10 protein-coding genes are annotated in these 12142 nt (G+C 69.9%); 6 read left to right on the top strand and 4 right to left on the bottom strand.

The annotated features are described in order from the left end of the window. Positions 1-110 precede the first annotated feature (110 nt). A complete protein-coding gene (locus tag ACFVMC_RS07660; protein ID WP_379207945.1) occupies positions 111-1565 on the top strand; it encodes an NAD-dependent succinate-semialdehyde dehydrogenase in 1455 nt (484 codons plus the stop codon). Between the two features lie 109 nt (positions 1566-1674). On the opposite strand, the gene ACFVMC_RS07655 is transcribed toward ACFVMC_RS07660, so the two are convergent. Next, a complete protein-coding gene (locus tag ACFVMC_RS07655; protein ID WP_379209441.1) occupies positions 1675-1968 on the bottom strand; it encodes a chorismate mutase in 294 nt (97 codons plus the stop codon). Between the two features lie 317 nt (positions 1969-2285). Between ACFVMC_RS07655 and pcrA the strand changes: the two genes are divergently transcribed. Continuing rightward, positions 2286-4901 carry a DNA helicase PcrA gene (gene pcrA, locus ACFVMC_RS07650; RefSeq protein ID WP_379207943.1) on the top strand — a complete coding sequence of 872 codons (2616 nt, stop codon included), beginning with the start codon at positions 2286-2288 and terminating at the stop codon, positions 4899-4901. A gap of 16 nt (positions 4902-4917) precedes the next feature. On the opposite strand, the gene ACFVMC_RS07645 is transcribed toward pcrA, so the two are convergent. Both ACFVMC_RS07645 and ACFVMC_RS07640 read right to left on the bottom strand, forming a co-directional pair. Further along, entirely contained in the window at positions 4918-6540 is a 1623-nt protein-coding gene (locus ACFVMC_RS07645) for an acyl-CoA dehydrogenase family protein (protein ID WP_379207941.1), read from the bottom strand. Between the two features lie 9 nt (positions 6541-6549). Next, entirely contained in the window at positions 6550-7146 is a 597-nt protein-coding gene (locus ACFVMC_RS07640) for a TetR/AcrR family transcriptional regulator (RefSeq protein ID WP_379207939.1), read from the bottom strand. A gap of 87 nt (positions 7147-7233) precedes the next feature. Here ACFVMC_RS07640 and ACFVMC_RS07635 point away from each other — a divergent pair, with 87 nt between their 5' ends. From ACFVMC_RS07635 to ACFVMC_RS07625, 3 genes are read left to right on the top strand one after another with little or no spacing between them, the layout of a single operon-like run. Beyond that, positions 7234-7998, top strand: a complete 765-nt coding sequence (locus ACFVMC_RS07635; RefSeq protein ID WP_379207937.1) for a crotonase/enoyl-CoA hydratase family protein — start codon at positions 7234-7236, stop codon at positions 7996-7998. Further along, complete coding sequence (locus tag ACFVMC_RS07630; RefSeq protein WP_379207935.1) at positions 7998-9506, top strand: hypothetical protein; 1509 nt, start codon at positions 7998-8000, stop codon at positions 9504-9506. The genes ACFVMC_RS07635 and ACFVMC_RS07630 overlap by 1 nt, the downstream gene beginning before the upstream one ends. 29 nt (positions 9507-9535) lie before the next feature. Beyond that, positions 9536-9943: an SgcJ/EcaC family oxidoreductase gene (locus tag ACFVMC_RS07625; protein ID WP_379207933.1), complete on the top strand. Its 408-nt coding sequence runs from the start codon at positions 9536-9538 to the stop codon at positions 9941-9943. 34 nt (positions 9944-9977) lie between these two features. On the opposite strand, the gene ACFVMC_RS07620 is transcribed toward ACFVMC_RS07625, so the two are convergent. After that, a complete protein-coding gene (locus ACFVMC_RS07620) occupies positions 9978-10640 on the bottom strand; it encodes a pyridoxamine 5'-phosphate oxidase family protein (RefSeq protein WP_379207931.1) in 663 nt (220 codons plus the stop codon). A 100-nt stretch (positions 10641-10740) separates the two neighbouring features. Between ACFVMC_RS07620 and ACFVMC_RS07615 the strand changes: the two genes are divergently transcribed. After that, the gene (locus tag ACFVMC_RS07615) at positions 10741-12141 is read left to right on the top strand and encodes a PLP-dependent aminotransferase family protein (RefSeq protein ID WP_379207929.1); all 1401 of its coding nucleotides are present in this window, start codon (positions 10741-10743) and stop codon (positions 12139-12141) included. Position 12142: the final 1 nt, after the last annotated feature.

The following is a 12142-nucleotide window of genomic DNA, read 5'->3' as shown; positions in this document are numbered from 1 at the left end:
GTGCCGAGGTTACTGGCCGCGGGCCGGGTGCGCACGAGAACCACCCCGCGGCGCGATCCGGCGCCGGGTTTGTCCGGCTGCCGGGCGGGCCCGCGGCCTAGGCTGAGCACATGGTGTCCAAGAGCGAACTCCTGCAATCCGTCCCGACGCGACTGTGGATCGGCGGACCGGTCGACGCGACCGGCGGCGGCACCTTCGAGGTGCGTGATCCGGCCACCGACGAGGTACTGACCCGGGTCGCGGACGCCACCCCCGAGGACGCCGTGCGCGCCCTGGACGCGGCCGCCGCGGCGCAGGCCGGCTGGGCGGCGACCCCCGCCCGTGAGCGCGGGGAGATCCTGCGCGCGGTCTTCGAGCAGCTGACCGCCCGGGCGGAGGAATTCGCCCTGCTGATGACCCTGGAAATGGGCAAGGCGCTACCGGAGAGCCGCAACGAGGTGCGCTACGGCGCCGAGTTCTTCCGCTGGTTCGCCGAGGAGGCCGTGCGCGTGCACGGCCGCTACCTGCACGCGCCCTCCGGCACCGGCCGGATCATGGTGCACAAGCAGCCGGTCGGGCCGTGCCTGGCCATCACACCGTGGAATTTCCCGCTGGCGATGGGCACGCGCAAGATCGGCCCCGCGCTCGCGGCCGGTTGCACCATGATCGTCAAGCCGGCCTCGGCGACGCCGCTGACCATGCTGGCGCTGGCGCAGCTGTGCAGTGCGGCCGGACTGCCGAACGGCGTGCTGTCGGTGCTCACCACCAGTCACTCCGGCGCGGTGACGCGGCCGCTGCTCGAGGACCCGCGGCTGCGCAAGCTCACCTTCACCGGTTCCACCGAGGTGGGCAAGAAGCTGGTGCAGCAAGCCGCCGGCGGACTGCTGCGCACCTCCATGGAACTCGGCGGCAACGCGCCGTTCGTGGTGTTCGACGACGCCGACATCGATGCCGCGGTCCAGGGGGCGATGCTGGCCAAGCTGCGCAACGGCGGCGAGGCGTGCACCGCGGCCAACCGCTTCCACGTGCAGCACGGGGTGCTCGAGGAGTTCACCACCAAGCTGGTGGCGGCGATGTCGAGCCAGGTGCGCCTGGGCCCGGGCACCGACCCCGAGACCACGCTCGGCCCGCTGATCAACGAGGAGCAGCTCGGCACCGTCACCGAGCTGGTCGACGACGCGGTGGCGGCGGGCGCGCGGGTCCGGCTGGGCGGGAAGGCGCCCGGCGGACCGGGCTGGTTCTATCCGGCCACCATCCTGACCGAAGTGCCCCCGACCGCCCGCATCCTGCGTGAGGAGGTGTTCGGCCCGGTCGCGCCGATCGTCGGCTTCGAGACCGAGGAGCAGGGGCTGGCCGCCGCGAACAACACCGAATTCGGCTTGGTCTCTTACGTTTACACGCGCGACCTGGATCGCGCCCTGCGCATCGCGGAGGGGCTGGAGTCCGGCATGGTCGGGGTCAACCGGGGCGTGATCTCCGACCCCGCCGCGCCCTTCGGCGGCGTCAAGGCGTCAGGATTCGGGCGTGAGGGCGGGACCGAGGGCATCGAGGAGTACCTGTCGACCAAGTACATCGCGCTCACCTGAGCGGGAGAAAACGACCGCCCCGGGGTACATGGACACCCGGGGCGGCCTGGGGAAACGGCAGTCTTGCGACACACCGCAAGGTATCGGCGGGCCCGTGGGCCCGGAATGGTCAGTGACCGAGGCGGCCGCGGCCGAGGCGCAGCAGCAGCATGGCGAGGGTGTGGCCTTCCTGGCCCAGCTCGCTGAATCGTTCCAGCACCTTCATCTCGCGGCTGTGCACGAGGCGCGGGCCACCCGAGGCCATCCGAGTACGACCGATGATGCGCGAGATCTCGGTGCGGCGCTTGATAGCGGCCAGGATCTCGGCGTCGAGCTGATCGATCTCCTTGCGGAGCTTGTCGATCTCAGCCTCGGTCTGCGGCAGCGCCGCGTCGGAGTCGTGCGCGGTGGCAGGGGTGCTCATCATTCATCTCCTCGTGTCAGAACCTGGATCGGATGGCGCGCGGGGGCTGTTACCTTCCGGTCTGGTTCTTTCACCCGTGATTTAGACCTATCGGTCTTCCATCGTCCCCCCAGAAACTACGCTCAGCTACTCGAGTCGGCTCGAGGGTGTCGGTATCCGGCGGGTAACCGGAGCGGCATGGACACGACAACGCAGAGCATGGGGCCAGTGTGCCACGGGCGGGAAGTAATGCAAAACACTTCTGTTTGCGAATTTGCGACGTTCGGGGCGACCGGGCCCGCATCCGTGTCGGTGCCCGCCGGTAGCGTGGATGGGCAATGGACATCACGGTGACTCCTCAGACTCGAGCCGGACGAAACCGGCACCCCGACGCTTCCCCGACCGCACCGGCCGATCCCGGCCCCGCGGGCTCGCTCGCCGCACAGGCACAACGCCGGGCCGACGAGCAGGAGCAGCGCCGGGCCGAACGGGACCAGCGCCGTACCGAGGAGGCCGAGCGGCTGCTGGAGGGCCTGAATCCGCAGCAGCGCGCCGCCGTCGTCCATACCGGGCGCCCCCTGCTGATCGTGGCGGGCGCGGGCTCCGGCAAGACGGCCGTGCTCACTCGGCGCATCGCCTACCTGCTGGCCGCGCGCGGCGCAACGCCCGGGCAGATCCTGGCCATCACCTTCACCAACAAGGCCGCCGCCGAGATGCGTGAGCGGGTCACCGGGCTGGTCGGCCCCCGGGCGAACACCATGTGGGTGTCGACCTTCCATTCCAGTTGCGTGCGCATCCTGCGGATGCAGGCGGCACTGCTGCCCGGGCTGAATTCGAATTTCTCCATCTACGACGCCGACGATTCCCGGCGTTTGCTCACCATGATCAGCCGCGACTTCGACATCGACGCGAAGAAATACTCCGCCCGGCTGCTCGCCACCGCCATTTCCAATCTGAAGAACGAATTGATCGATCCGGCCCGGGCCACCGCCGATGCCGAAACCGATACCAGCGGTGAATTGCCCGGCCTGGTGGCGCGGGTCTACACCGAATACCAGCGGCGGCTGCGCGCGGCGAACGCCATGGACTTCGACGATCTGATCGGCGAGACGGTCGCGCTGCTCCAGCGCCATCCCCAGGTCGCCGAGTACTACCGCCGCCGTTTCCGGCACGTGCTGGTCGATGAGTACCAGGACACCAACCACGCGCAGTACGTGCTGGTCCGCGAGCTGGTCGGCTATCACGCCCGCCCCGAACTCGACGATATCGACGCGGGCGCGGCGGCCGCCGATCCCGAATTCGAGGCGGTACGCCAGGCGGACACGGTGCCGCCGAGCGAACTGTGCGTCGTGGGCGACGCCGACCAGTCCATCTATGCCTTCCGCGGCGCCACCATCCGCAATATCGAGGAATTCGAGCGCGACTTCCCCGATGCGGAAACCATTCTGCTGGAACAGAACTACCGCTCCACCCAGCACATCCTCTCGGCCGCCAACGCGGTCATCTCACGCAACGAGAACCGGCGCGAGAAGAAGCTGTGGACCGATTCCGGCGCGGGCGATCTGATCACCGGCTACGTCGCCGACAACGAGCACGACGAAGCCTCGTTCGTGGCCCGCGAAATCGACCGGCTGGTCGATCAGGGCGATGCGAACTACAGCGATGTGGCGGTCTTCTATCGCACCAACAACAATTCGCGCGCGCTGGAGGAGATCTTCATCCGGATGGGCCTGCCCTACAAGGTGGTCGGCGGCGTCCGGTTCTACGAGCGCAAAGAGGTGCGCGATATCGTCGCCTACCTGCGCGTCCTGGAGAACCCGGATGACGCGGTCAGCCTGCGGCGCATTCTCAACACCCCGCGTCGCGGCATCGGCGACCGCGCCGAAGCGTGTGTGGCGGTGCATGCCGAGCAGCGCGATATCGGGTTCGCCGCGGCGCTGCGCGATGCCGCCGACGGCAAGGTGGCGCTGCTGAACACCCGGGCCCAGCGGGCCATCGCGGGCTTCCTGGACCTGCTGGAGGAGGTCCGGGCCGCCGGGGTGCGGGCCGACGCCGACTATCCCGATGTCGGCAATGTGGTCGAGGCCGTGCTGGATCGCACCGGATACCGCGCGGAACTGGCGGCTTCCGACGACCCACAGGACGGCGCGCGCCTGGACAACCTGAACGAACTGGTGTCCGTGGCACGGGAATTCAGTTCCGAGGCGCACAACAACGCCGAGGCGGCGCGGGCCGAGGGCATGCTGCCCGAAGCCGGCGAGGGCGAACCGGACCCGGGATCGCTGGCCGCGTTCCTGGAGCGGGTGTCGCTCGTCGCCGACACCGACCAGATTCCCGACGAGGGCAGTGGCGTGGTCACCATGATGACGCTGCACACCGCGAAGGGCCTGGAGTTCCCGGTGGTGTTCGTGACCGGCTGGGAAGACGGGCAGTTCCCGCATATGCGCGCCCTCGGCGATCCGACCGAACTGGCCGAGGAACGCCGCCTCGCCTACGTCGGCATCACCCGGGCCCGGCAGCGGCTCTATCTGAGCCGCGCGATCATCCGCTCGGCCTGGGGGCAGCCCTCGCAGAACCCGGAATCTCGTTTCCTGCAGGAGATCCCCGGCCACCTGATGGATTGGCGGCGGCTCGAACCGGCGCCCTCCCCGATCACCCGCGGTCGCCGCCGCGGCGACGACGATGGCGTGGAACGGGATTGGACGCGCGGCTGGGACGAGCGGCGTCCCGGTATCGGGGACCGCGGCCCGCGCCGCCCGGCGCCGGGCAAGTCGACCCACCGCAACGCCAACCTGGTACTCGCCGTGGGCGATCGGGTCTCACACGACAAGTACGGCCTCGGCCGGGTCCTCGAGGCCAATGGCGCGGGCCCGGCCGCCTCGGCCCTGATCGACTTCGGTAGCGCGGGCAAGATCCGGCTGATGCCCCAGCACGCCCCGATCACGAAACTCTGACCGGGGCGCGAACGCGTCAGGCCACGTATGCCCGCTCGAGAATGGCCGCGGTGTCGACGCCGGGCGGCAGGGTGCCGTAGGCGTTGCCCCAGTCGCCACCGAGCCGGGTGGCGCAGAAGGCGTCGGCGACCGCCGGGTGCCCGTGCCGGACCAGCTGCGCGCCCTGCAACACCAGCGCCATCAGTTCGACCACGCGGCGGGCGCGGTACTCGATCTCGGACATCTCCGACAGTTCCTTGCCGAGGCGGGCGATCGCGTCGTCCAGGTGCGGGTTCGCCCCACCCGCCAGCGACACCTCGGTGAAGAACGCCTCGACCGATTCCGGCTGGCGGCCCATGGCGCGCAGCGCGTCCAGCGCCGCCACATTGCCCGAGCCCTCCCAGATGGACATGAGCGGAGCCTCGCGGTACAGGCGCGGCATACCGGATTCCTCGGCGTATCCGTTGCCGCCGAAGCATTCCAGGGCTTCGGCGGCGTGCGCCGGGGCGCGCTTGCACACCCAGTACTTGGTGACCGCCAGCGCGATCCGGCGCAGCGCCGCCTCCGCAGGATCGGTCCCGGCCCGGTCGGTGGCGCCGGCCAGCCGCATCATCACGGTCGTCGCGGCATCGGACTCGATCACCAGGTCGGCCAGCACATTGCGCATGGCGGGCTGATCGATCAGCTTGGCGCCGAAGACGGCTCGGTGCCGGGCGTGGTGCGTGGCGAGCACCGCGCCCATGCGCATGCCGGTCGCGGAGCCGATCACACAGTCCAGGCGGGTCATATTGACCATCTCGATAATGGTCTTCACGCCCGCGCCCTCGGCGCCGACCAGCCAGCCGGTGGCGTTCTCGTATTCGATCTCCGAGGACGCGTTGGACTTGTTGCCGAGCTTGTCTTTCAGGCGCTGGATCCGGATCGGATTGCGGGTGCCGTCGGGCAGCACGCGCGGCAGCAGGAAGCAGGACAGGCCGCCCGGGGCCTGGGCCAGGGTGAGGAACATGTCGGACATGGGCGCCGAGGTGAACCACTTGTGTCCGACGATTCGGTAGCTGCCGTCCGGCCGCGGGGTCGCGGTGGTGGTGTTGGCGCGGACATCGGAGCCGCCCTGCTTCTCCGTCATCGACATGCCCGCGATCAGACCGGCCTTGGCCGATGGCTCGCGCAGACCGAAATCGTAGGTGCGCGAAGCGAGCAGCGGCTCGAACCGCGCGGCTAGGTCCGGATTGTGCCGCAGGGCGGGCACGATCGCGTAGGTCATGGAGATCGGGCACATATGCCCGGCCTCGGCCGCGCCCCAGGTGTAGAACTTGGCGGCGCGAGCCACGTGCGCGCCCGGGCGGTCGTCGATCCAGGGGCTGCCGTGCAGGCCGTGCGACACAGCGACATTCATCAGGTCGTGCCAGTGCGGATGGAACTCGACCTCGTCGATGCGGTGACCGTAGCGGTCATGGGTGCGCAGCACGGGCGGGTACTCGTTGGCCAGCCGACCCCACTCCTGGACCTCGAAAGATCCGGCGCGCACGCCGAGTTCGCGCACCTCGGGTTCGGCCCAGCCCGCACCCTCGCGGTACAGGCCCTCCAGCAACGCCGGATTGCGGGACGCGTCGAACGGCGTGATGTCGGGAACCTGGTTGAAGACTTCATGAGTCGGCATCGACTGCTCCTAGCGGTTGGCGCCCAGGGCGCGCAGGGCGAACGAGATGAGTTCGGGGACAACGGATTCGCTGTGCGGCGCGTCCACCAGCGGACCGGCCAGCACCTCGCCGATCGCGCCGACCAGGGCGGCGGCGCTGGTGCGGGCATCCTGCGGCGGCAGTTCGCCACGCGAGACACCTTCGGCGACAGCGGATTCGAAGGATTCGGCAAAGGCGCGACGGAAACGCAGGCGCTCGATGTCGACCACCGCGTCGACCGGTTCGACCAGCAACACGTAGGCCAGCTTCGGGTTCTTGAGCGCGCGGCCCACGAAGGTCTCCACGGCCGCGGCCACCCGCTCGGTCGCATCGCCCGCCGCAGCGGCGGTGCGGACCGCCTCGACCTCATGGGCGACCACCCGGCGGAACACCGCGGTGACCAGATCGGCCTTGCCGTCGAAATGCTTGTAGACGGTGCCGGTGGCCACGCCCGCCGAGTTCGCGACCGCCGCCATGGACAGCCCGGCGAATCCGTCCCGGGACAGCACCTGGGTCGCGGCCTGCACGATGAGTGCGGCCTGCGCGTCGAGCCGGGCCTGCGTGGCCGGGGTTCTGCGGTACACCACGTAAGAAGTGAAGCATGGATTCACTTCTTCACACAAGGGTGCCCGAGTCGTATTGTCGAAGCGGCAACAACACGAAAGGCGCTGTAGATGAGTGTGCGAGTCGAACACACCGGACCGGTGACCACGGTCATCCTGAATCGCCCCGAGGCACGCAACGCGGTCGACGGGCCGACCGCGGCGGCGCTGGCCGAGGCGTTTCGCGCCTTCGACGCCGACCCGAACGCGGCGGTCGCCGTGCTGTGGGGAGCGGGCGGCACCTTCTGCGCGGGCGCGGACCTCAAGGCACTGGGCACCGAACGCTCCAACCAGGCCGCCGAAGACGGCGACGGCCCGATGGGGCCCACCCGGATGAAACTGTCCAAGCCGGTGATCGCCGCCGTGTCCGGGTTCGCGGTCGCGGGCGGGCTGGAACTCGCGCTGTGGTGCGACCTGCGGGTCGCCGAAGCCGACAGCACCTTCGGAGTGTTCTGCCGACGCTGGGGCGTGCCGCTGATCGACGGCGGCACCGTCCGGCTGCCGCGCATCATCGGGCACGGGCGCGCCATGGACATGGTGCTGACCGGGCGGGCCGTGGACGCCGCCGAGGCGTTGACGATCGGCCTGGTCAACCGGGTCGTGCCCGCCGGCGAAGCGCGCCGGGCAGCCGAACAGCTCGCCGCCGAACTCGCCGGTCTACCGCAGACCTGTCTGCGCTCGGACCGCATGTCGATGCTCGAACAGGACGGCCTCGACGAACCGGCCGCGCTGCGCAACGAATTCCAGCACGGGCTCGCGGCTCTGCTGGACGGCGCCCTGGACGGCGCGGCGCGATTCGCCGCGGGCGAGGGCCGACACGGAGCCGCCCGCTCCTGATGGACCGCCTCAGCGTCGTCGACGAGATCTTCCTGCGCACCCACCGCGGAATGGGCACTCCCATTGCGCTGCAAGGGTTGTGGCGGACCGCCGATCTCGTCGACCGAGCGCTGCTCGATCAGGTGCATGCCGCACTCCGGGTCGGCCCACTGGGGCGCAGAGTAATTCGCCCCCGCGTCCCCGGCGCCAGGCGCGCTTGGCAGCGAACCGTTCGCGCGCATCCGCTCGCCTACACGGCCGATCCGATACCCGTTGCCGCACTGCTGGATTGGGCCGATAGCCAGGGCGGCGATCTCGATCCCGAGTTCGGCCCCGGCTGGCGCCTGACGGCCGCACCCCTCGCGGACGGCGGCACCGTCATCGCCCTCACCTGCTCGCACGCGCTCGCCGACGGCCGCGGCCTGATCCACGCCGTCGCCGCCGCCCTGGCAGCCGCGTTCGGCGACACGCCCGCCGAGCGGTACCGGCATGGCGACAATTCCGGTCACCGACCCGAGCCACGCCCCGACACCGCGCGAGACCGACGCGGCAACGACTCCGGTCACCGATCCGAGCCACGCCCCGACACCGCGCGAGACCGACGCGGCGACGACTCCGGTCACCGATCCGAGCCACGCGCCGACACTCGGCGGGATGGCGGGGCTGGGTCGAACCTGGTCGCGAGGGACGACACACGCCGATCGGGCGAATCGGATCGGCGTATTCCGGCGCGGGGCACGGTGTCCGCGCTCGGTGCGGGGCGCGCCGCGCATGCGAGCTCGTCGGACTGGGTGGATGCTCGGCGGCAATGGTCGATCGTGCTGCGCGGGACGGTTCGGGCCTTGCGGCGCGGAATTCCGCAGCGGCCGATCACCGGCGAGGTCGGATCGGCGCGAAAGCCACACTCCCGCAGCGTGATTCTGCGATTCGCGGCGGAGCAGTGGGATCGGATCGCGGCGGATCAGGGCGGTACCGCGAACAGCCTGTTCATTTGGTTTACCGCGCAACTGTTGTGGGCGAGCGGGTTCGCGGGGGATGTGATCGAGGCGAGTCTGCCGGTGGATACCCGGGAGGAGCCACGTACCGATAATGATCTGGCGGTGACCTCGATCGAGGTGCGGCGCGCGGATGATCCTGCGTCGATTCGCGAAAAATCCAGGGCAGCTTATGAATACCGGATGTCCAGCCCCGGCGGGATGCCCGAGGAATTACTCCAGGTCATTCCGGATCGCTGGGCCTATGCCCTGTCGAGAGGGGCCGGGGAGCGCGACATCCTCTGCTCCAATATCGGGGCACTGCCCATGACGCTCGAGCGACTCGGTCCACATCACTGCGCCGGGGTCGCAGCACGCGCCATTCACCCTGGGCTGCAACAACCTTCCCGGACCAGGCTGTCAGCCTATCTGTGCCGAATCGGCGGGGACTACACGTTGGCGCTGGTAACGCCGGACCCGGATATCGACCTCGGTGCCGCGATAGAGACTGTCCCCCTGCCGATTCGGCCCACCCTCTGGCAGCACTTGACCTGAACTAAAGTTCAGCTTCTAGCGTAGCCGACATGAAACCACGACCTGCCCTGCACGACCCGGCCCGGCAACCACTCGCCGACACCGAGGCGACGGCGTTGGCGGCGCAATTGCAGAAGGGACTCGACGCCGCGGACGCCGACGCCTACGACAGCTGGTTCGCCACCGACATCATGTGGGGAGCGCACCACGGCGCCACCCTCGTCGGCTACGACGATCTCAACGCCATCCACCACCAACTCATGGCCGCCGCGGTCGCACCCGCCTCCGACTTCGAGGTCGTCGCCGCCCAGAGCCCCGCACCCAACATCGTCATCGCCCACATCCGCCGCCGGGCCCACGCGCCCGGCGGCTTCTCCGAAATGGCGATGTATGTGCTGGTCGAGACCGACGGCGAGTGGTGGCTGGCCGCCGCCCAGAACACCCCGATCACGGAATGAGCCCGCCCACACCACCCGCGACCAGCGATCGCGGTCAGGCCCTGAACCGGTTCAGGACGTCGCCCGGTGTCTCCAGGCCGGGCTCCAGGTCGGGTGACGGGATGGGTTCGCCCCAAACCTGTTGCAGGGGAAGGACTCCCGCCCAGACTCCGCCGGTGGCGATGTCGGCGGGGTCGTCGCCGGGGCCGCCGGTGCGAATCTTCACCGACGCCTCGGTGAGATCCAGCGCCAACACCATGGTGGCGGCCATTTCCTTCTTGCTCGGCGGGCGGACGCGGTCCCAGGCGCCGGGGGCGGCGTGCTCGACGATCACCCGCAGGGCCCGGAGACGTTCCTCGGGGTCGGCGATTTCGACGGGGCGACCGCGCACGACGGCCGAGCGGTAGTTCATCGAGAAGTGCATGGCGGAGCGGGCATAGACCAGGCCGTCGACGTGCGTGACGGACAGCGAGATCTCACCCCGCAGGGCGGCGCGCAGGTTGCCGGCGCCGGTGGAGCCGTGCAGATAGACGGTGTCGCCGTCGCGGCCGTAGATGGTGGGCAGGACGACAGGGCTGTCGCCGAGCAGCACGCCGAGGTGGCAGACCATCCCGGCGTCCAGGACGGCGTCCAGGTCGGCCCGGTCGGTGCGGGCGCGATCCTTGATGCGGGTCACGGTGCTGCGCGGGGTCGGCGAAAGGGGGGTCCGGGTGCTCATGGAACCAGCCTGCTGGGGCGAGTGGCATTATTGAAGTGCCAATTCGCTTGTATTCGACCAGTCCAATTCGGAGGTTCCGATGCTGGAGGACCTACCTTTGATGCTCGATCGCACAGCGGCGGAACCGCTGTCCGTGCAGGTAGCCGATGGCTTGCGCGCGGCGGCGACCAGCGGAGCGCTACGTGCCGAGGACCGGTTGCCGTCGTCGCGGGCGTTGGCGCGGCAGCTCGGGGTGAGCCGGACGGTGATCGCCGCCGCCTACGACCAGCTGCACGCGGAAGGATGGCTGGCCGGTCGGCGAGGTTCCGGAACCTACCTGACCACGGCGCCCGTAGCGCCACCCGCGCCACCCGCCCCGCCGGCCGGCCCCGAGGACGAGGCCGGACTGCTCGATCTGTTTCCCGGAGCGCCCTGCATCGACGCACTGGATCCGGCGGCGTGGCGGCGGGCGTGGCGCGCGGCCGCCGACCACTCGGCCGTGACACGCAGGGAGCGCGCGGGGGAACCCGGATTCCGTACGGCCGTGGTCGAACACCTGTTGCGGCATCGTGGATTACGGGCGGGTCCCGACGCGGTTGTCCTGTCGACCGCCGGAACCAGTTCGGCGGTCTGTGAATTCGCGAACGCGGTGCTACGCCCCGGCGACATCGTCGCGATGGAGGATCCCGGATACCAGCGGGCCGCGGGCGCGTTTCTCGCGGCGGGTATCCAGGTGTATCCGGTGGCCTGCGATGAGGACGGGCTGCGCGTCGACCGGATACCCGCCGACGTTCGTGCCGTGTATTGCACTCCGGCACACCAGTTCCCGCTCGGAGCGCGCATGCCCGCCGCCAGGCGCGTGGAACTCGTCGAATTCGCGCGTCGCACCGGCATTTTCATTCTCGAGGACGACTACGACGGTGAATTACGCTACGACACAGCGCCGTTGCCACTGATGGCCGCTATGGCACCGGATGTGGTGATCCATCTCGGCACCACCAGCAAGATCCTCTCGCCCGCGCTCGGCGTCGGCTGGCTGGTCGCGACACCCGAGATCACCGCCGCCGTCCTCGCCTACCGGGAACGCACGGGCACCGGTCCGAGCCCCGCCGGGCAGCATGTCTTCACAGCCCTGGCCCGCCACGGCGATCTCGCCCGTCACCTCCGCCGTCTCCGCCGCACCCTGCCGCCCCGCCGCGAACTCCTGGTCGGCACCCTGCGCGCCCGCGGCCTGCACGTCCTCGGCGATGCCGCCGGCTCTCACGTCGTCGTCCCCCTCTCTTCCGCCGCCGCCGAGGACCAGGCCATCGCCCTCGCCCACGCGCGCGGCGTCGCGCTCGACGGCCTGGCCCGCCACCACCTGTGCGCCCAACCCGAGCCGAACCCCCGGCTGTGCACAATGCCTTCCCTTGTCCCCACCCGCCACAACTTCGGCATCACCCTCGGCTACGCCGCCCTCCCCCTCCCCGCCCTGACCACTGCCATCCCGATAGCCGCCGACTGCCTTGCCGCGGTCGCCTGAC

Source organism: Nocardia sp. NPDC127579, from assembly GCF_042672005.1.
GTDB lineage: Bacteria > Actinomycetota > Actinomycetes > Mycobacteriales > Mycobacteriaceae > Nocardia.
Note: the sequence above shows the minus strand (reverse complement) of the source record. Positions and strands in the feature narration are given on the sequence as shown.